General features: G+C 69.2%; 15 protein-coding genes and 1 riboswitch. Of the genes, 10 read left to right on the top strand and 5 right to left on the bottom strand.

Features of this window, described 5'->3' with window-relative positions; translation table 11 throughout:
• Nucleotides 1-191: 191 nt before the first annotated feature.
• The 5 genes from OG510_RS32785 (at nucleotide 192) to OG510_RS32765 (ending at nucleotide 7,113) form a co-directional block, all read left to right on the top strand.
• Nucleotides 192-950, top strand: a complete 759-nt coding sequence (locus OG510_RS32785; protein ID WP_406141565.1) for a TnsA-like heteromeric transposase endonuclease subunit — start codon at nucleotides 192-194, stop codon at nucleotides 948-950.
• Nucleotides 938-3,019: a Mu transposase C-terminal domain-containing protein gene (locus OG510_RS32780; protein WP_406141563.1), complete on the top strand. Its 2,082-nt coding sequence runs from the start codon at nucleotides 938-940 to the stop codon at nucleotides 3,017-3,019. Before OG510_RS32785 ends, OG510_RS32780 begins: the two co-directional genes overlap by 13 nt.
• The gene (locus tag OG510_RS32775; protein WP_406141562.1) at nucleotides 3,016-4,053 is read left to right on the top strand and encodes a TniB family NTP-binding protein; all 1,038 of its coding nucleotides are present in this window, start codon (nucleotides 3,016-3,018) and stop codon (nucleotides 4,051-4,053) included. The genes OG510_RS32780 and OG510_RS32775 overlap by 4 nt, the downstream gene beginning before the upstream one ends.
• A 1,304-nt stretch (nucleotides 4,054-5,357) precedes the next feature.
• Nucleotides 5,358-5,852: a hypothetical protein gene (locus OG510_RS32770; RefSeq protein ID WP_406141561.1), complete on the top strand. Its 495-nt coding sequence runs from the start codon at nucleotides 5,358-5,360 to the stop codon at nucleotides 5,850-5,852.
• A 562-nt stretch (nucleotides 5,853-6,414) separates the two neighbouring features.
• Nucleotides 6,415-7,113 carry a VWA domain-containing protein gene (locus OG510_RS32765; protein ID WP_406141559.1) on the top strand — a complete coding sequence of 233 codons (699 nt, stop codon included), beginning with the start codon at nucleotides 6,415-6,417 and terminating at the stop codon, nucleotides 7,111-7,113.
• A gap of 30 nt (nucleotides 7,114-7,143) precedes the next feature.
• Here OG510_RS32765 and OG510_RS32760 read toward each other — a convergent pair whose 3' ends face one another.
• Complete coding sequence (locus OG510_RS32760) at nucleotides 7,144-7,758, bottom strand: dihydrofolate reductase family protein (protein WP_406141558.1); 615 nt, start codon at nucleotides 7,756-7,758, stop codon at nucleotides 7,144-7,146.
• A gap of 124 nt (nucleotides 7,759-7,882) precedes the next feature.
• Here OG510_RS32760 and OG510_RS32755 point away from each other — a divergent pair, with 124 nt between their 5' ends.
• On the top strand, nucleotides 7,883-8,692 hold the full coding sequence (locus OG510_RS32755) for a PhzF family phenazine biosynthesis protein (RefSeq protein ID WP_406141557.1): 810 nt from the start codon (nucleotides 7,883-7,885) through the stop codon (nucleotides 8,690-8,692).
• 33 nt (nucleotides 8,693-8,725) lie between these two features.
• Here the strand turns inward: OG510_RS32755 and OG510_RS32750 are convergent, their stop codons facing one another.
• Nucleotides 8,726-9,505, bottom strand: coding sequence for a CPBP family intramembrane glutamic endopeptidase (locus tag OG510_RS32750; protein WP_406141555.1), 780 nt, complete (start codon nucleotides 9,503-9,505; stop codon nucleotides 8,726-8,728).
• Nucleotides 9,506-9,689: 184 nt separating this feature from the next.
• Here OG510_RS32750 and OG510_RS32745 point away from each other — a divergent pair, with 184 nt between their 5' ends.
• Nucleotides 9,690-11,468 (top strand): substrate-binding domain-containing protein, encoded by a 1,779-nt coding sequence (locus OG510_RS32745; RefSeq protein ID WP_406141553.1) that lies wholly within the window; start codon nucleotides 9,690-9,692, stop codon nucleotides 11,466-11,468.
• Between the two features lie 74 nt (nucleotides 11,469-11,542).
• Here the strand turns inward: OG510_RS32745 and OG510_RS32740 are convergent, their stop codons facing one another.
• Entirely contained in the window at nucleotides 11,543-13,063 is a 1,521-nt protein-coding gene (locus OG510_RS32740) for a glutamate--cysteine ligase (RefSeq protein WP_406141552.1), read from the bottom strand.
• A gap of 532 nt (nucleotides 13,064-13,595) precedes the next feature.
• Between OG510_RS32740 and OG510_RS32735 the strand changes: the two genes are divergently transcribed.
• Nucleotides 13,596-14,186: a hypothetical protein gene (locus tag OG510_RS32735; protein ID WP_406141550.1), complete on the top strand. Its 591-nt coding sequence runs from the start codon at nucleotides 13,596-13,598 to the stop codon at nucleotides 14,184-14,186.
• A gap of 333 nt (nucleotides 14,187-14,519) precedes the next feature.
• On the top strand, nucleotides 14,520-14,723 hold the full coding sequence (locus OG510_RS32730) for a DUF5999 family protein (RefSeq protein WP_164265944.1): 204 nt from the start codon (nucleotides 14,520-14,522) through the stop codon (nucleotides 14,721-14,723).
• A 108-nt stretch (nucleotides 14,724-14,831) separates the two neighbouring features.
• Here OG510_RS32730 and gcvP read toward each other — a convergent pair whose 3' ends face one another.
• Entirely contained in the window at nucleotides 14,832-17,717 is a 2,886-nt protein-coding gene (gene gcvP / locus OG510_RS32725; RefSeq protein WP_406141548.1) for an aminomethyl-transferring glycine dehydrogenase, read from the bottom strand.
• A gap of 183 nt (nucleotides 17,718-17,900) precedes the next feature.
• Nucleotides 17,901-17,998: riboswitch (glycine riboswitch) on the bottom strand.
• Between the two features lie 140 nt (nucleotides 17,999-18,138).
• Between gcvP and OG510_RS32720 the strand changes: the two genes are divergently transcribed.
• Nucleotides 18,139-18,516 (top strand): PRC-barrel domain-containing protein, encoded by a 378-nt coding sequence (locus OG510_RS32720; protein ID WP_406141547.1) that lies wholly within the window; start codon nucleotides 18,139-18,141, stop codon nucleotides 18,514-18,516.
• Here OG510_RS32720 and OG510_RS32715 read toward each other — a convergent pair.
• Nucleotides 18,432-20,279: a DNA polymerase IV gene (locus tag OG510_RS32715; protein ID WP_406141545.1), complete on the bottom strand. Its 1,848-nt coding sequence runs from the start codon at nucleotides 20,277-20,279 to the stop codon at nucleotides 18,432-18,434. The two genes, OG510_RS32720 and OG510_RS32715, sit on opposite strands and share 85 nt — an antisense overlap.
• Nucleotides 20,280-20,311: the final 32 nt, after the last annotated feature.

Raw genomic sequence — 20,311 nt, 5'->3', positions numbered from 1 at the left:
CTCACTTCCTTCCATCGTTGATCTGTCGCGATGCGTCAACGATATATCGGTACTGTTCGTTTAGCAATCCTCCGCACGCGAGCCCCGTGACCTGTGTCAGTTAACCCTGATCGATTGCCACTGATGAGTGATCAACGCTAGTTTGTGCCACCAAAGGATGATCACCTGGCGTACAGCAAGCGGAGGACGTGGTGGGGGCAATTGCCAGTGTGTCGGACGAGGCTGCTCTTACGGCCTTTGACCTGGCGTTTTCCGTCAACAGCTTGCTTGTACGCCGGTCGCTGGGGGCCAGCTGGGATACGCCGTTCGAGGTTGTGGACCCGGTACGGGAGTTCAGCTGGCGGAAGGACGGCCAGGGGTTCGCGGGCTGGTATTACTCGACGACGGTTCGGGATCACGTGGGCTACGAGTCCTGGCTGGAGAGGGACCGGCTGATCCTGCTGGACCGCGACCCGCACGTGGCCGCAATCGCCTCACAGCCGTTTTGGCTGCACTGGCACGACGGCACCCGCAAGCGCCGACACGCTCCGGACTACTTTGTCCGGCTGTCCGACGGTCGCGCCCGTGTCGTTGATGTCCGGGCCGAGGACGAGATGGATGAGGCGACGCGGGAGGCGTTCGACGCGGCCGGGCATGCCTGCCGGGCCGTGGGCTGGGAGTTCGAGTGGGCCGGGCGGCCTAATCCGGTGTTCATGGCGAATGTCCGCTGGCTGTCCCGGTATCGGCGGGCCCGCTGCCGACGGCCGGCGGGGGTGGCCGACAGGCTCCTGGAGGTCTTCCGCGAACCGATGGGGCTCTGGGGCGGCGCCGGGCTGGTCGGCGATCGGCTGCAGGTTCTGCCGGTGCTTTTTCATCTGTTGTGGTCCGGGGCTTTGAAGACGGACCTGGTGGGAGGGCTGATGGAGACCGACAGCCTGGTCTGGACGGAGGGAAACGCATGGGGAGCCTGAAGCGGCCGCCGGCCTTGGCGGTCGGCCAGCGGGTTCGGTTCGAGGGCCAGGTCAGGGGGGTTCTCGAGGTCACCGCACAGGCGGCGGTGCTGGAGGACGCCGAGGCACCGCACCGAGTGGTGGCCCTGATCGATCTGTTCGAGACGGCGGACTTCGAGGTCCTGTTCCAGCCCGAACGCATTCCGCTGCCGCCGTCCGGCCTGCTGGAGACCTTCGATCCCGAAGTGATGAAGCAGGCATTGTGGTGGGAAGGGCACATCCTCGAGGTCTTGCACGGACTGCCGCCCGGCGTCGAACCCGGAACACTGCCACGGCCGGGCTATGGGCCGGGCACGTCGGTGACCTCACGCCAGAAGACCAAGGCGACCGAACTCGCGGCCCTCGGCCACGAGATCAAGTCCGGGGCGGTGGGGCTGCGGCGACGCCGCTATTTGGAGGACGGCCTGGCAGGACTGGCCAGGCTCGTGGACCACCGACCTGGCCGCAAGCGCAAGGAGTTCGGTGACGCACCGGACGCCGTCGTCGCGGCGATGCGGATGGCGATCAAGGAAGGCGTCGAGACCTCGACACGCAACGGGGCCTACCTGATCTGGAGGACGGAGGAGATCCTCCGGGACAACGGCGGCGACCTGGCCGAACTGCCGTCGCGGCGGACGCTCTACCGTCTGCTGGACAGGCTGGTGGCGGGCACGCACGCGACCGGGTCGGCGGTCACCCGCAGGTCGATGGCCCATGGGGCTGCTGCCCCGTTCGGAGAGCTGACGGTGTCGGCTCCGGGCGAGGTCATGCAGATCGACTCCACTCCGCTGGACGTCATGGTCCGCCTCGACGACGGAGTGGTCGGCAAGGTCGAACTGACCGGCATGATCGATGTCGCGTCCAGGACGCTGACCGCGGCGGTGCTCAGGCCCACGACGAAGTCGGTCGACGCCAGCGTGCTGCTGGCCCGCACGGTCACGCCGGAACTGATGAGGCCAGGCTGGATCGACGCACTGAAGATGTCGCGCTCGGTGCTGCCGCACCGCCGCCTGCTGACGATCGACGAACGCCTCGAACATGCTGCAGCCAAGCCGGTGATCGTCCCGGAGATGATCGTCTGCGATCACGGCAAGGTGTTCATCTCGCACAACTTCCGGGCGTCCTGCCGGTTCCTGGAGATCGACTTCCAGCCCACGCACAAGGGCTCGCCCTTCGAGAAGGGGCACATCGAGAAGATGCTGGGCTCCGTCGCGACGATGTTCGCCCAGTTCCTCCCCGGCTACACCGGCCGCAACACCGACCACCGCGGCCGACACCCGGAGGAGGAGAACCTGTGGTCACTGCCCGAACTCCAGGACCTGCTGGACGAGTGGATCGTCGCGAGGTGGCAGAACCGGCCGCACGAGGGCCTGCGCGACCCCGGCCACCCGGGACGCCTGTTCACCCCCAACCAGAAGTACGCCGCCCTGGTGGAGGCCTGCGGCTACGTCCCGGTCGCGCTCAGCGGGCAGGACTACATCGAGCTCCTGCCTGCGGCCTGGCGGGCCGTCAACTCCTACGGAATCCGGATCAACAACCGCACTTACGACGCCCCCGAGCTTGGGCCGATGCGGCGGCGGGACTCAGGCGTCACCGCCAAGCGCGGGCTCTGGGAAGTGCACCGAGACCCCTACGACGTCTCCCGAGTCTGGGTACGCAACCACCGCGGCGAAGGTGAGTGGGTCCAGGCAACCTGGAAATACCTGAACCGGGCACCCGTTCCCTTCGGTGACCTCGCCTGGGACCACGTCAGCCACCAACTACCCAAGGCCACCGAGGAAGAACTCGCCGCAGCCGTGTCAGCCCTGCTGACTCGCGCACACGCCGGCCCCGACGAGCCAGTGGCAAAGAAGCGGAAGGCCAAGCCGTCCAAGGCGGACCGCCGCGTCGCCGCCCGGACCAAGGTCACCACACCGGTAGCAGCTACACCCCCACCGCAACCAGAGATGCAACCCTCGCCGGAGCCGCCGGCGGAGGACGAGGAAACGATGGCCGAAGTGATCCCGCTGGGAATCTTCGACCCGCTTGAGGACCCTTGGAGACGTTCGTGAGCACGCCGCTGGCAGACCAGCCGGATGACGATTTCGGCCGCTACCTGACGGTCCTGCCCGGTTGGCGCGAGTTCGTCGCGGGGGCGATCAGTGAGCCGACGGCCACGCTGACGCAGGATGAGTACGAAGCCCTAACCAAAGAGGACAGATACCAGTACGACGAGGACCGGCTTGACCACCATGCCCGCCTGCAGGTGGTCGCCACCTCGACCGTCCGGCACACTGTCACCTGCGGGCGCCGCCTGATCATCCTCAACCGCGGCGCCATCAGCGCCCGAAGAGGCCTCATCGTCTCCGGGCCAGCAAACACCGGCAAGACGATCGCCCTCACCCAGCTCGGCCTGGCCCACGAACTCCAGGACCGCCGCCGGCACCCCGGCCAAGACGAGCGCATACCGGTCATCTACATCACCGTCCCGCCTGCCGCGACACCCCGCATGATCGCTGCAGAGTTCGCCCGCTTCCTCGGCCTCCCGGTGCTGCGAAGCTCCAACATCACCGACCTCACCGAGGCCGTGGTCGGCGTCTGCACCAAGGCCCGCACCAACCTCATCCTGGTCGACGAGATCCACAACATCTCCCTGCACACCCGCACGGGAGCTGAGGCGTCCGACACGCTCAAGTACTTCTCCGAGCGCATCCCCGCGACGTTCGCCTACGCCGGCATCGACATCGAAGACAGCGGCCTGCTCTCCGGCACCCGCGGCGACCAGATCGCCGCCCGTTTCACCTCGGTGGCCACTCACCCGTTCCCCTACAACAAGGAATGGAAGGCGCTGGTCGCGCAGATGGAAGCGAACCTTTTGCTGCATCAGCACAAGCCCGGCACTCTGACCCGTCTGGACCGCTTCCTGCACACCCGAACGGGCGGCATGATCGGAACCCTCTCTCACCAGCTCCGCGGAGCCGCCGTGGACGCCATTCTCACCGGCTCAGAAAAGATCACTAAGCCCGGACTGCTGGCCGTTGACCTGGACATCGCCTCCGGCCGCAAGCGGCCAGGCGGCCCTTCAGCGGCGGCCGGCGATCAGTGACAGTGCCACCTTGGAGTGACCTTACGATCGCACGTCTTCCCTTCCAGGTCCGTCCACGAGCAGGGGAAGGCGGCCCCGCCTTCATCAGACGCCTCGCCCACGCCAACCACCTCCCGCCTGCCTACCTTCGAAAGTTCCTCATAGACCCACCCGGCCCACGGGGCACACCGTCCTGGTTTCGCCTGGCCGCGGTCACCGGCCGCGACCCCGACCTCCTGCGCATCACTCTCGAGACGAAGAAGTGCAGGGAATGCGGCACGGACATACCGCCCACCGGAGCCTTCGGGCGGCGGGCGATCCTCTGCTCCATGCGCTGCAAGACCCGAGCACACCGCCGAAGGCAGACGACGGCCCCCTGCCGGATCTGCCAGAAACCGATGCAGATTCAAATCGGGCAGCGTCACAGACTCTGTTCCTCTGCATGCCGCCGCACCGCCTACCTCCGTCGCCAGAGTGGGCGCACCGGCCTCGACGCCCCGAGCACCGAGGGCGGTCCGCCCACTCAAGAAGACCGCCGCTGCATAGCCTGCGAGAAGCCCCTACCCCCGGGCGCACGCTCTCACCGTCAGACATGTTCGGCCGCTTGTCGACAGCACGCTCGCCGCTGGAGTCGCCTCTCCTCGCCAGAACAGTTCCTCCAACCGCCAAGTGATACCTGTGAGTTCTGCCAGGGTCCTCTTCAGCCGGCCAAGTCCAGGACCAGCTTGCGTCGCTGGTGTTCGTATCGCTGCGGGCAACGAGCCCGCCGAGGAGTCGACCCGACCTCCTACAGGCTGCTGACCTGCGAGTATTGCCGGGAGCCCATCGAAAGGGCCGCGTCGGGGAGGGCCCGCCGCTGGTGTTCAAGAAGTTGTCGCGAGAAGGCACAGCGGCGCCGCAAGGCTGCCAACAGCAACGAACCTGGCTGACCTGCGAACACGGCTGGGGTGCTCACTCGCCAGCCGCAGAGGGATAGCCGGAAAGTGCGTCATCGCCGTCATCTGATGACGGCGAACTGGGAAAAGGCCAGGTCAGAGGCACCCGAGTCAGCCCTGAGAGCGTCACCCGCGACCATCTTTGGTCAATCTTTACTGTCAAAAACTGGCATGCGGTTGCTCATTGCTGACGCGGAAAAGTGTTGATCGCCTTCTGCTGGCAATCGATCAACGATCACTGACACAGGTCACCCCGCTGACTTGTCTCAGCGAAGGCGGGCCACTTGGTTGTCCGTCTCATCGAAGGTCGGTGGGTCGCCGATGGCTGCGGGACGCACGGAGGTGCTCCAGGCGTAGCTCCAGAGGCAGATCTCGGGCGAGGATGTGCCGGTGACGGGAAGCCGAGCAGATTCTCTGATGTTGCTGCGAGAACTTGATGATCCGAATTGGCTGGAGCGGCCGCGAGAGTATGACCGCAATGGGACCGCCGTTCTGTTCGACGGACTGGTGAAACGGCTGGAGGGCGACTTCTCGACTCAGTGCGCCACTGAGCAGGACACTCAGGACTCCAGCGAGTACGGGCGCGTTGTTGTACCCGCGGAAGCAACAACCTGTGGGACTCGGGTTGTGGTCTGCGTCAGCAAGTTCGGGTCACTTGCCTTCATCTGCGCAGACAACCCTGGAGCCTTCCTGGGCACGGACGAGGCTCAAGCCGAGGGGCATCTGCATTCTGATGATCTCCGCAAGGTCAGTCGGGCCTTGGACGACCTTGCCTATGCGGTTCTTCCCGAAGAACTTGTGGAGAGCGATTACGACGGACCGAGCCAACTGCCCTGGCATGTCCAGCGTCCCAGTTGGTGGCACCGCTTCTTCGGCACTTTCTGACGGTCGCGAGACACCTGGTTGCCTATGAACAAGCAGGTGTCTGCGGGCGGTCACCGGTCCCTGCCCATGGTGGCGCGTGTCGTGTCCGGGCCTGATACCAGCATCGGCGTGAGCACCAGCGGCGGACCCTGCCGGACGATCCTCGTTCGAGCGGGGTCTGGCGTCCTCGGCACGGACGTCGACGATTCGGACCCGCCCGTCACCCAGCCGGACGAAGTGGTCAGGGGCGTGACGGCGTTTCCCGTCCGCAGTGTCCCAGCGCAGCCAGAACGGCTGAGAGGTGATCGCCGCGACCTGCGGCCAACGCACCGATCGGTGCCCCACGACGCCCCACCAGATCAGACACCGATCGCGGCCCAACTTCGGTGAAACTGACGGGCACCCGTCCTTCTTCGCTGAGAAACAGCCCACCTTCACTGAGACGGGTCGCCCCGCACGCAGGACGGGTCACCCGGCGGCAGCGGCCCGATGCAGGACCACCGCCCTCAGCCCGCAGCCCCTGAGCCCGCAGCGGCTGAACCTAAGCTCAACGGCATCCGCAACCCCAAGAGATGAGACCGCGATGCCCCTCAGCTTCGACAAGATCCCGGCCGGACTCCACAGCCTTGTCAAGACCGCAGCCGTCTCCCTGGAAAAGCACCGCATCGCCGGGCGGCGCGCCTGCGTCTACCTGGTCCTCGACCGGTCCGGCAGCATGCGCCGCTACTACCGGGACGGATCCATACAGCACCTCGCCGAGCAGGCACTCGGGCTGTCTGCCAACCTTGACGACGACGGCGTCGTGCCCCTCGTCTTCTTCGACACCACCGCACACCCGCCCACGGACCTGAGCATCGACAACTACACCGGGAGCATCGGCCGGCTGCACGATGAGCTCGGGCACATGGGCACCACGAACTACGCCGACGCCATGGACGCGGTCATCGACCATTACCTGGCATCCGAAGCACAGGACCCCGCGTTCGTCATCTTCCAGACCGACGGATCGCCGGACTCACGCTCCGCGGCACAACGGGTCCTGTGCAAAGCAGCGGCACTCCCCATGTTCTGGCAGTTCGTCGGCTTCGGGAATGACAGCTTCAAGTTCCTGCGCAAGCTCGACGACCTGCCCGTACCGCGGATGCGGGTCGTCGACAACGCCGGTTTCTTTCCCGCAGGGAAGAATCCGCGGTCCATGGACGACGCCACGCTCTACGACCAGCTCATGAATGAGTTCCCGCAGTGGCTGGATGCCGCTCGCGCCGCCGGGATCCTGCGGTAGCCACGAGGAGCCGGGCGCCCGCGTCCTTGGTCACTGGACCTCGTACGTCAGATGCGTCGCGGTCGACGTCGTGGTCGCGCTCCGCTGTACCAGCGTGCGCCGCGCCCCGCCGGTGAACAGCGGGGTGCCTGCGCCCAGCACGACCGGCGACAGATGCAGGGTCAGTACGTCGACCAGCCCGGCGTCGAGCGCCGAGCCGACCGTGGCGCCGCCGCCCATGAGGACGACATCGAGGTCCCTGCCACTGTCCGACGACGCCGCCTCGGCGCGCTCGCGTGCGACGGCGACGGCGTCCGGCAGACCGGTGGTGACGAACGTCCAGTCGAGGCCGCTGAGCCGCACCGGCTCCGGCGGCTCGCTCGTCACGACGACGAACGCGGGCCTGCCGACCTCGCCGGCGCCGTAGCCGGTCTCGTCGTTCCAGCCTTGCGGCCCGTCGACCACGTCGAAGAGCCGGCGGCCGAGGATCACCGCGCCCGAGCGGGCGGTCGCCTCGCGCAGGACCCGGCGGTCCTCGGGATCGTCGGAGAACGCCCAGGTGTGCAGGGCCTCGCCGCCATCGCCGAGCCCGTTCTCCGGGCCGGGGTCGGGGCCGGTGACGAAGCCGTCGATGGATACCGAGATATCAGCGATGATTCGAGTCATACCAGGAAGGACCCGATCGGCGGCCGGAATTCATCGTTCTCCAGGACGCCCCCTCCCGCTGCGGGAGCCACGTCCTGGCACGTGGCCTTGGCCTGCCGCATCGCCCCATGCCTAGGGTCGGTCCATGCGCATTCGAATCGTCGACGCCTTCACCGACCGCCCCTTCGCCGGCAACCCGGCCGGGGTGCTGCTCCTCGACTCCTTCCCCGACGACGCCTGGCTGCAGAGCGTCGCAGCGGAGGTGAACCTCTCCGAGACCGCCTTCGCCCACCCACTGCCCGCCGGCGGCGCTGCCGACTGGGCGCTGCGCTGGTTCACCCCGGCCACCGAGGTCGACATGTGCGGCCACGCCACCCTGGCGACCGCTCACGTCCTGCACAGCACGGGCGCGACGACGGGCACCGTCCGCTTCACCGCACGCTGCGGACTGCTCACCGCGACGCCCCGCGAGGACGGCGCGATCACCCTCGACTTCCCCACGTCCCCGCTCACCGAGGAAGCCGTACCGGCCGGCCTCAGCGAGGCGCTGGGCGCCCGGATCACCGGCGTACGGGCCACCGGGCCGCACATCGGGGACCTGCTCGTCGAGGTCGCCGACGAGCAGACGGTCCGCTCCCTGTCCCCCGACATCACGGCACTGACGGCCCACTCCCGCCGCGGCATCATCGCGACCGCCGAGGCGGAAGCCCCGTCGCTCGGTTACGACTACGTGTCGCGCTGCTTCTTCCCCGGCGTCGGCGTCGACGAGGACCCGGTGACCGGCAGCGCCCACACCGCCCTGGCCCCGTTCTGGTCCGCCAGGCTGGGCCGCGACGACCTGACGGGCCTCCAGGCGTCGGCACGCTCGGGGCTCGTACGGACATCGCTGCGCGGCGACCGGACGCTGCTCACCGGAAACGCGGTCACCGTCGTCGACGGCGAACTGCACGTCTGAGGACACGACAGCCGCTGATCCGCCCGCCCCGCCTCACCCCGTGGGCAGCCACCCCACCTTGCCGGCGAGCAGCGCGTACCCGACGAACGCTCCGATGTCGAGCAGCGAGTGCGCGACGACCAGCGGCCCGACCCGGCCCCACCGCCGGTAGAGCAGTACGAACACCACGCCCATCGCCACATTTCCGAGGAACCCGCCGACCCCCTGGTAGAGGTGGTACGAGCCGCGCAGCACCGCGCTCGCTGCCAGGGCGGCCATCGGCGTCCACCCGAACTGCCCCAGTCTGCGCAGCAGATAGCCGACGACGATGACCTCCTCCAGTACGGCGTTCTGCACCGCCGAGAGGATCAGTACCGGGATCTTCCACCACACGTCAGGCAGTGACTCCGGCACCACGGTCAGATTGAACCCGGTGGCCCGCGCGCCCAGATAGAAGGCGAGGCCCACGCTGCCGATCCCGGCCGCGATCAGCACCCCGCGGCCGAGGTCGCCCCGCGGCCGCGTCCGGTCGAAGCCGATCGCCCGCAGGCCCGACCCCTCCCGCAGCAGCAGATGGACCACCAGCGCGACCGGCACCAGGGCCGTCGCGATACCGAAGAGCTGCCAGGCGAGATCCAGCCAGGGGCGGCCGGGTGCGTAGGAGCCGTTGAGGTTGGCGGCCTGGTGTTTGAGCCCTCCTGGTTTCGTCAGTGCTCCGATAAAGCTGATCAGCGCCGAAACACCGCTCGCGCCGAGTGAGAGTGCGAGTACCAGCACCGTCTCGGACCGCAGAAATCGCTGCGATCCCCCCTCTGCGGGAAGAAATTCAGCCACGCGCTCGCCCTCCGCCTGCACACCTGCCTCCAGTTGGCCAATCGCGCCTCATCCCCACCACCGTGCCACTAGGGTCTCGAATAAAGGTACGAAGATCGCGCGCGACAGGCCGGGGGACGGGCGTCAATTCGATGGCGCGCTCCCCCTTCGTCTTGTTCGTCCTTCAGGGGAGGAGCACCATCGCATGGGACGTCACAGCTTGCCCGATGACCTCACGGCACCGGCAACCCGGCCCCGTCCCGGGTCGCGTCGGCGCCGTACCGTCGCCGTCGCCACCGTGATCGTCCTCGGTCTGGCCGTGGGTACGGGCGTCGCCGCCCGGCGCGGCGTGTTCGGGTCGGGCCCCTGCCCGGGGTCCGTGGTGAACCTTCGCATGGTGGCCTCCCCCGATATCGTCCCGGCCGTACGGGCCGCCGCCGACCGGGCCCGCAAGGACCATCTGGAGTCCGACGGGCAGTGCGTACGAGTCGCGGTCACGGCCCGTGACTCGTACAAGGTCGCGCACGATCTGGGCCACAGCAGCGCCGAGCCCGGCTACCAGATATGGCTGCCCGACTCCGAGGCATGGGTGGACCGGGCCCAGGGCACCGGGGAGAACGTTCCGCTCACCCCCGCGTCCAGCATCGCCGAGTCCCCCGTCACCCTGGCCATGGTGCCCTCGGCCGCCAAAGCCCTGGGCTGGCCGGACAAGACGTACACCTGGGCGGGGCTCACCGCGGCGGCCACCGGCCCGGGCCAGGTCCATATCGGTGCCGCGGACCCGGCCCGCAGCGCCACCGGGCTGCTCGCGCTCAGCAGCATCGCCCAGTCGCCGGGCGGGGCGCCCGGCGGCGACACCCAGGACACCCAGGTCGCCGCCATCGCCAAAGTGCTGTCCCAGCGCATCTCGGACGCGGATTCCAAGGTGCTCGGCACCCTCGCACAGGACGGGCCGGGCAAGACGAAGGACGACCCCCACCGCAACCAGGCCCTGGTCCTGTCCGAGCAGGCGGCCTACGCCCACAACACGGCGCGTGGCCACACCCAGCGGCTGCGGCTCTTCTACCCCAAGGACGGCACGCCCCAGCTCGACTACCCGTACACGCTGGTCGACGAGTCGGAGCTGACCACCGATCAGAGCCGGGCCGCGATGCGGTTCATGGCCTACCTCGGTGAGAGGCCCAGCCGCACCGAACTGGACCGGCAGGGCTTCAGGACACCGGACCAGCCCGCCACGGCGAGCCGGGTGGAGGCCGCGGGCGGCCGCAGCCCGCAGCCGTACACCGACGCCTCACCGGAACCGCCGTCCGAGGACGTACTCGACGAGGCGCTCGGCATGTGGACCGTCACCGTCCAGAGCGCCCGGCTGACCACCGTCGTCGACGCTTCGGGCTCGATGGCCACCGCGGTGCCGGGCAAGGGCGGGCGGACCAGGATGGACATCACCAAGGCGTCCCTGCGCGAGGCCCTCGCCCAGTTCACACCGCGCGACGAGATCGGCCTGTGGGACTTCGCGACACACCTCGACGGAACGCGTGACTACCGCGAGCGGGTGCCGACGGTGCGCCTCGGCGCCCCCGTCAAGGGCGGCGGGACCCAGCGCGACCGGCTCAACACGGCCTTCGCTGCGCTGCGGCCCGTGCCCGGCGGCGCCACCGGTCTGTACGACACCACCCTGGCGGCGTTCCAGGACGCCCGTAAGACATACGTCCACGGGAAGTTCAACGCCGTGGTGGTGCTCACCGACGGCGTCAACGAGGACGACCACAGCATCTCCCGCAGCGCCCTGACCGCGAAGCTGCGGGAGCTCGACGACCCCGCGCGCCCCGTTCCGCTGATCATGATCGCGGTGGGCCCCGACACCGACAGGACCGAGGTCGAGCAGGTCGCCAAGGCGACAGGGGGCGCGGGATACCAGGTGAGCGACCCCTCTCAGATCAACTCGGTCCTGCTCAAGGCGGTCATGGAAGTCGGCGGCCGATGACCCGGGGCGCGGGCCGGCACCGACCTGGTACGGACGCCCCCGGCCGCACGCACTCCGCTGCCCCGGCGCGCCCGTCACAGCCCGCGGGCCGTCACCGCCGGGATGCCCTCGGGCCAGGAGTGCACCGGCTGGCCGCCCGCCATCAGCTCGGCGTACCGCCGGGTGGTGAGCGCCAGCGCCTCGCGCCGCCCGAGCCCGGTCTCCAGCGCCCGGTGAAAGGTGTCCACCTGCCAGGACGCGCCGTTCGTGCGCCGCCTGCACCGCTCCTCGATGACACCGAGGTAGTGGTCGCGGTCCGCCGCGTCGACCCCCCAGGAATCGAGCCCCGCCGCGGCCAGCGGCAGCAGTACGTCCCTGACGAGCCGCACCGCGGGCACCGTCGCCGTACCGCCGGAGCGCCCGGCCCTGGGCCACTCGATCCCCGCGTCGATTCCGTACCGGCAGGCCGCGTCGAAGTTCCGTGCGGCGGCCTCGAAGGGCAGCCGCCTCCACACCGGCCTGGCATCGTCGGCGAGCGCCCTCACGAGCCCGTAGTAGAAAGCGGCGTTGGCCAGCACATCCGTGACGGTCGGCCCGGCGGGCAGCACCCTGTTCTCGACCCGCAGATGCGGTACGCCGTCGGCCACGTCGTACACCGGGCGGTTCCAGCGGTAGACGGTCCCGTTGTGCAGGACGAGCTCCTGGAGGCCCGGCGTCCCGCCGTCGTCGAGCACCCGCAGCGGGTCCTCGTCGTCGCACAGCGGCAGCAGGGGCGGAAAGTACCGGAGGTTCTCCTCGAAGAGGTCGTACGCCGAGCTGATCCAGCGCTCGCCGAACCAGGTCCGCGGCCGCACCCCCTGGGCCCGGAGCTCCGGCGGGCGTACATCGGTCGCCTGGAGGAAGAGCGGCGGCCTCGACTCCCGCCACAGCTCCTTGCCGAAGAGGAACGGCGAGTTGGCGCCCAGCGCGACCTGCACAGCGGCGACGGCCTGCGCGGCGTTCCACACATCGGCGAAGCGCGCCGGCGTGACCTGGAGGTGCAACTGCACCGATGTACAGGCCGCTTCGGGCGCGATCGAGGAAGAAGTACAGGTCAGCTGCTCCACACCGGAGATGTCGAGGTCGAAGTCCTCACCGCGGGCCGCTCGCATCTGGTCGTTGAGAAGGGTGTAGCGGTGCGCCGACGAGAGATTCGCGCTGACGAGATCCTGCGGGCCGAGCGTCGGCAGGATTCCGATCATCACGATTCCCGCGTCGACTTCGGCTGCTTTTCTGTGCGCGTACGCCAGCCCCGTACGCAGTTCCTCCGCCAGCTGGTCGAAGACACGGCCGCCCAGCCGGTGCGGAATCACGTTCACTTCGAGATTGAACATCCCGAGTTCCATCTGGAAATCGTGGCTGGCGATGCGGTCGAGAACTTCCGCATTCATCATCCTGGGCATGCCGTCGGCGCCGGCGAGATTGAGTTCGATCTCCATCCCCATGAGATTTCTGGGGCGGTCGAACCTCTTCTCCTCCAGGAGTCGCTCCAGTACCTCCAGACACTGCTGCAGCTTTCTGCGGTACCGCTGCCGGCCCGACGGATCCACGCCGTCTGCCTCCAGCTTCTCCCCCATGACGCACCCCTCCACGCGTGTGCGGCCGCGGTGGCCGCTCGGGTCACGGTCGATAATGCCCACACCCGGTGATCCGTAACTCCCCGCCCGGCGTCCGGAGCGAGTAGGGTGGCCGGAAGAAGGCATGTGGCACATTCACCGGGCATGACGCCTGGAGCAGTTTCCACATCGGGTGGAGCCTGTGAGGTCCTGTGAAGCCTTGTGAAGACGGTGAAAACGACCGACGGTTTTCGGCCGACCACTCACACGGCAGAACCCGAGGCCACAAGAGTGCACATCCGTTAAATCGGGATAATCTCCGCAGGAGAAAGACCGAATACCGACTTGTTCGCAATATTCACGTGCGCTAGCTGAAACACCGTGTGAACACGTGTCGTATAAACTCCGCAAACGAGGCAGAAAGTTGGCGCCCGGCTCCCGGAGAGTGCGGTACCCCTCCACGTCCCACGGCCCCCTCTGCCCCTGCCTGCTGACAGTGCCGTCCGCACCGCCCACGCATCAACGTGTCTCCGAAGTGAGAGGCGACCACATCATGCCGCTGTATGTCCCTCCGGCCCCCGCGCCGGCCCTGCGCAGCGTCCTCGCGGCACTCGGCTCCCCCACTGCCGTACGCGAGGCCCGAACCCCGGCTCTCCGCTCAGCCACGGGGCCCCTCACCCCCGAACTCCCCCTTCCCGTCTATGTGCTGGACCGGATCATGCCGAGCGGCGGAACCCCACGTACCCGGCTGACCGGCTGGCGTTTCCTGATCCACAGCGGCGATCGCGCGGTGGCCGCCGCCGACACCAAGCTCACCGCCGACGGCTGGACCTTCTCGCACTTCTTCGAGGGCCCGTACGCCACCGCCACCGGGACCGCGCTGCGCCAGGCGGAAGCGATGGAGACCCCGTTCCAGCCGAGGCTGCTGTCCGTGCCCGAGCTGTACATGCTGACGCTGTGGCTGCACGGCGACACCGGCGCCGACGCCTCGGCATCCGGCACGATGCCGGCCCCCACCGATCTGCTGGTGCCCCTGGCGCCCGCGCCGCCCGGCATCGCCGCCCGCCGTCCGCACCGGGTGTCGGAGCTGCTGCCTGTCATGACGATGCGGCTGTCGCCCCCGCTGCTGGGCTCACCCGCCTGACGACCGCGGTCCGTCCGAAGGCACTGCATCGACGGCCGAGTTCACCACCCGCGCGCCCCGTGACCGCCCTCAGGTCGCGGGGCGCTGCCTCTCCCTACCCATCCGGACTAGCCCGGTCGGGCCACCTCCGAACCACCCGAAGGGGCAGTCAAGTTGAGCTGAACCGTCCGCACGGGTGATGCGTCCTTATGCTGTAGCAAGTGCTGCCGTGAAATCCCTGCGGATTGACGCCCGTGGGGCAACACTGGGATCACCGACTGATGACGGGGGGCGGCCATGAAATCCGCATCGAGCCGCAGGACACTCACTACAACGCAGCGAAAGAACGCATCCATGTGCCAGCACCAGCCAACCTGCCCGTCAGCCGCCTCCGCCGACCGGGAGGCCGCGATCCTCGTGGCGCACCACCCGGAGCAGGGCTGGAGTCTGCTGTGCAATGGCGTCCTCATCTTCGAGGACACCGGTGAACTGCTGCCCGACGGGCAGATCATCGCGCCGCACCGCCCACTGGGTTCAGGGCTGGCGACCGCCGCCTGACCCCCTGCCCGTTCCGGGAAACAGCCGCGAACAGCCGGAAGCGGATCGGGCGGAAACGACGAAGGGCCGGCCCGGGTGATGTCCCGAACCGGCCCTCCCTCATGTCCGTCAGCTGTCGTACGCGTCCAGCGGCGGGCAGGAGCAGACCAGGTTGCGGTCGCCGAAGGCCCCGTCGATACGGCGCACCGGCGGCCAGTACTTGTCGGCGGGCGAGACACCGGCCGGGAAGACGGCCTCCTCGCGGGTGTACGCGTGAGTCCACTCGCCGCCCAGCGCCGCCGCGGTGTGCGGAGCGTTGCTCAGCGGGTTGTCGTCCGCGGCCCACTCGCCCGAAGCGACCTTCTCGATCTCGGCGCGGATCGCGATCATCGTGTCGCAGAACCGGTCGAGCTCAGCCAGGTCCTCGCTCTCGGTGGGCTCGATCATCAGCGTTCCGGCCACCGGGAACGACATCGTCGGCGCGTGGAAGCCGTAGTCGATGAGGCGCTTGGCGATGTCGTCGACGCTCACACCCGTCGACTTCGACAGCGGCCGCAGATCGACGATGCACTCGTGCGCGACCAGGCCCTTGGGGCCCGTGTACAGCACCGGGTAGTGCGGTTCGAGACGCTTGGCGATGTAGTTCGCGGCCAGCACGGCCACCTGTGTCGCCCGCTTGAGCCCCTCGCCACCCATGAGACGTACGTACGCCCAGGAGATCGGCAGGATGCCGGCCGAGCCCCACGGCGCCGCCGAGACCGGACCGACGCCCGTCGCGGGGCCCGCGGTCGGCTGGAGCGGGTGGTTGGGCAGATACGGCGCCAGGTGGGCCCGCACACCGACGGGACCGACACCGGGGCCGCCGCCGCCGTGCGGGATGCAGAAGGTCTTGTGCAGGTTGAGGTGGGAGACGTCCGAACCGAACTTGCCGGGCTTGGCGAGGCCGACCAGCGCGTTCAGGTTGGCGCCGTCGACGTACACCTGCCCGCCCGCGTCGTGCACGGCGGCACAGATGTCCGTGATGTGCTCCTCGAAGACCCCGTGGGTCGACGGGTAGGTGACCATCAGGACGGACAGCTCGTCGCGGTACTGCTCGATCTTGGCGTTCAGGTCGTCGACATCGACATCGCCGTCCTCGCGGGTCTTCACGACGACGACCTTCATACCGGCCATCACGGCGCTGGCGGCGTTGGTGCCGTGCGCGGACGACGGGATGAGGCACACGGTGCGCGCGGTGTCGCCGTTGGCCCGGTGGTAGGCGCGCACGGCCAGCAGACCGGCCAGCTCGCCCTGCGAGCCCGCGTTGGGCTGGAGCGAGACCTTGTCGTATCCGGTGACCTCGGCGAGCCGCTCCTCCAGCTCCTGGATGAGGGTCAGATAGCCCTGCGCCTGCTCGACCGGGGCGAAGGGGTGCATCGCGCCGAACTCGGGCCAGGTGACCGGCTCCATCTCGGTGGTGGCGTTGAGCTTCATGGTGCAGGAGCCGAGCGGGATCATGCCCCGGTCCAGCGCGTAGTCACGGTCGGCGAGCTTGCGCAGGTAGCGCAGCATCGCGGTCTCGGAACGGTGCTGGTGGAAGACCGGGTGGGTCAGGACGGTGTCCTGGCGCAGCAGCCCCTCGGGCAGCGCGTCGGCGGCCCGCGCGTCGAGCGCCTCGATGTCGCCCTCGGCGCCGAACGCGGCCCAGACAGCGGCCAGCTGGGCCCGTGTGGTGGTCTCGTCGCAGGAGACGGAGATCAGGTCCTCGTCGACCTGGTGCAGATTGACCCCGCCCTCACGGGCGGCGGCGGCGACCTCGGCGGCCCTGCCGCCGGTCCGCACGGTGAGGGTGTCGAAGTACGCGCCGTGCACGACGTCGACGCCCGCGGCCCGCAGCCCCTCGGCGAGGATCGCCGCGTACCTGTGGGTGCGCCGGGCGATCTCGCGCAGGCCGTCCGGGCCGTGGTAGACCGCGTACATCCCGGCCATCACGGCGAGGAGCACCTGCGCGGTGCAGATGTTGCTGGTCGCCTTCTCGCGGCGGATGTGCTGCTCGCGGGTCTGGAGGGCCAGCCGGTACGCCTTGTTGCCGTCGGCGTCGACGGAGACACCGACGAGCCGCCCCGGCAGGTTGCGCGCGAACTTCTCCCGTACGGCCATGAACCCGGCGTGCGGACCGCCGAAGCCCATCGGGACCCCGAACCGCTGGGTCGTACCGACGGCGATGTCGGCGCCCAGCTCACCGGGCGAGGTGAGCAGCGTCAGCGCCAGCAGATCGGCGGCGACGGTGACGATCGCACCCAGCTCGTGGGCCTGCTCGATGACGGGGGCGAGGTCCCGGACACGGCCGGAGGCGCCCGGGTACTGGAGCAGTACGCCGAAGACGCCGCGCTCGGCAACCTCGGCCGGGATGCCATCGCCGAGGTCGGCGACGACGACCTCGACACCGGCCGGCTCGGCACGCGTGCGGATCACGGCGACAGTCTGCGGAAGAGCGTCCGCGTCGACGAGGAAGACGCCGTTCTTGACCTTCCCGACACGGCGCGCGAGGGACATCGCCTCGGCTGCCGCGGTGCCCTCGTCCAGCAGCGAGGCGCCCGACGTGGGCAGGCCCGTCAGGTCGGCGACCACGGTCTGGAAGTTCAGCAGCGCCTCCAGGCGCCCCTGCGAGATCTCCGGCTGGTAGGGCGTGTACGCCGTGTACCAGGCGGGGTTCTCCATGACGTTGCGCAGGATGACCGGCGGGGTGAACGTGCCGTAGTAGCCGAGCCCGATCATCGGGGCGAGTACCTGGTTGCGGTCGGCGAGCGCACGCAGTTCGGCGAGGACCTCGGCCTCGGTGCGCGCGTCCGGGAGATTCAGCGCATCGGTGCTCTTGATGACTTCCGGCACGGCGGCCGAAGTGAGCTCGGAGAGCGATCCGTACCCGACGTGGGCGAGCATCTTGGCCTGGGCTTCCGCGTCGGGCCCGATGTGGCGCTGTTCGAAGGGGATGCCACGCTCCAGCTGGGAGAGCGGAATGCGATCGGCGGTCATGGCGGGGGCCTCCTGGTCGTAACGACCTGCGAGGGGTACCACGGGGTACCCGGACGGCCTCCCCCTCTGTCATCTCAACCTGAGAGTTTCACCGGCCCGTCCTTCGACGTGCCCGCTTTCACCGTCGGTGAGGTAGGGATCCGGACGTGCCCGCCCGACACCCGCCCTGCTTTCCAGAGTGACCTCGTCCGCGCGGTACGTGTGCCTGAGAGATTCCGGGGAGGATTTGCTCCTTCGGCGCCCCGGACAACGCGTCCTGAGGGCTCTCCCGCGCGGGGTCAGCAGCCACTGGCCAGCGTACCAGCGCGCTCCTTCGCACGGTGTTCGAGTGGCCGATACCCCGGATCTGGACTTCTCTGAGGAGGAGACCTTCGCAGGGGGCGGGAGTCTTCGTGATCCGTCGCGATCAGTTGGAGGGACCGTGCAGACCGACATAGATCCGCGCAGCCTGATCGGCCGCAAGGCATTCGACCGCAATGGCCTCAAGATAGGCACGGTCGACGAGGTCTACCTCGACGACGCCACCGGGGTGCCCGAGTGGGCCGCGGTACGCACCGGGCTGTTCACCCGGGACGCCTTCGTCCCGCTGAAGCCGAGCGAACTGGTCAGCGAAGCGCTGCGGGTGCCCTTCGACCGGCACCTGATCAAGGAAGCGCCGGGCTTCGGTGTCGGCCGCCATCTCTCGCCCGAGCAGGAACTCCAGCTCTACCACCACTACGGGCTCGGTATCTCGGCCCCCACTCCGCCGCCCCCCGACCGGGACTTCGGCCGGCTCGCGGGCGAGGAGGAGCGCACCTGACCTCCGGCCCCGTCCCCGCCCTGCGCGGACGGGCCCGGGGGCTGCACCGACGAGTCCGCCTGTGCTGACGGGTCTGCCTGCTCGGCCCGCGCCGACTGCCCGCCGGGGTCCTCGTGCTCCCCGGCGGCTGCCCCGCCCGGTCCGGCCGGGGCAGCCGCCGGGGTATCCGTCTCCTGGGTACCCGTCTGCCGGGTATCAGGAGCCCGGGTATCAGGAGCCCGGGTATCCGTAGCCCGGCTATCCGTAGCCCGGCTATCCGTAGCCCGGCTATCCGTAGCCCGGCTATCCGTAGCCCGGCTATCCGTAGCCCGGCTATCAGCAGCCTGGGTGTCCGGCGCGGCCCGGACCAGCGGCAGCGGGTCCGACGGCCTGAGCGCGGGGTCGTCCACCTTGAAGGTCCGCACCCGGCCCGGCACGGTCGCGTACGGATCCTCGAACCGCACCGTCACCCGGCCGACGCCACTGCCCTGCACCCACCCCGCCCCGTACTCGTCGTGGCACACATCGTGCCCGGCCAGCCAGCGGCGCCCAGTGGCGGGCGGCGGCTCGTCCGGTCCGGGCGGCGCCGGCACCGACCCCGACGCCGGCACCGGCACCGGCACCGGCACCGGCACCGCCGAAGGACCCTCCGCCGCCGAAGGCCCGGGCGCCACCTCTTCGGCCAAGGACTCCTGTGCGGCGGCCCGCTCCGTGGCGGCCTGGGCGAAGAGGTCCTCCTGCGTGAAGTCCGCGAGGCCGGTGACGCCCACCCCCAGCAGCCGCACCCCGCCCGTGGTGTCCACGGACTCCAGCAGCCGCCCCGCGGCCTCCCGTACGACCTCCGGGTCGTCCGTGGGCCCTCTGAGCGTCTCGGAGCGGGTCAGCGTCGAGAAGTCGTACCTGCGGACCTTCAGCACCACGGTCCGCCCCGACCGCCCCGCCGCCCGCAGCCGCTCCACGCACCGGCCCGCCAGCCGCACCACCTCGGCCCGCACCCGCGCCCGGTCGTGCAGATCCACATCGAAGGTGTCCTCGACGGAGACGGACTTGGCGTCCCGCTCGGAGACCACGGGCCGGTCGTCGTGGCCGAGCGCCATCCGGTACAGAGCGGCGCCGTGCGCCTTGCCGAGCAGCCGTACCAGCTCGTCCTCACCCGCCTCGGCCAGATGGGACACGGTGGTCATCCCGGCCCGGCGCAGATGCTCACCGGTCGCGGGACCGACCCCCGGCAGGATCCGTACGGAGAGGGGCGCCAGCAGCTCCCGCTCGGTGCCGGGCTCCATCAGGACCAGACCGTCCGGCTTGGCCCGCTCCGAGCCGATCTTCGCCAGCATCTTGGAGCCGGCCAGCCCCACCGACCCGCTGAGCCCGGTGACCGCCAGGATGTCCCTGCGCAGCTGCTCACCGGCCCGGCGGGCCGACACCGGGCCGTCGGCGACCCCGCCCGCCTCCAGGTCCACGAACGCCTCGTCCAGGCTCAAAGGCTCGACCAGCGGCGAGAGCCGCCCGAGCAGCTCCATGACCTGACCGCTGACCTCACGGTAGAGCGCGAAGCGCGGCACCAGATAAGCGGCGTTCGGACAGAGCCTGCGGGCCTGCGCCATCGGCATCGCCGAATGCACCCCGAACCGCCGTGCCTCGTACGAGGCGGTCGACACCACCCCGCGCGGTCCGAGCCCGCCGACCACCACCGGCTTTCCGCGCAGGCTCGGCTTCGCCGCCTGTTCCGCGGCGGCGAAGAAGGCATCCATGTCCAGATGCAGGATGGTGGGCGCGGCTCTCACACCACCGATGCTGCCTCACGGCACTGACAATC

Source organism: Streptomyces sp. NBC_01089 (assembly GCF_045162975.1).
Taxonomy (GTDB): domain Bacteria; phylum Actinomycetota; class Actinomycetes; order Streptomycetales; family Streptomycetaceae; genus Streptomyces.
This window is presented reverse-complemented; position numbering and strand designations above follow the sequence as displayed.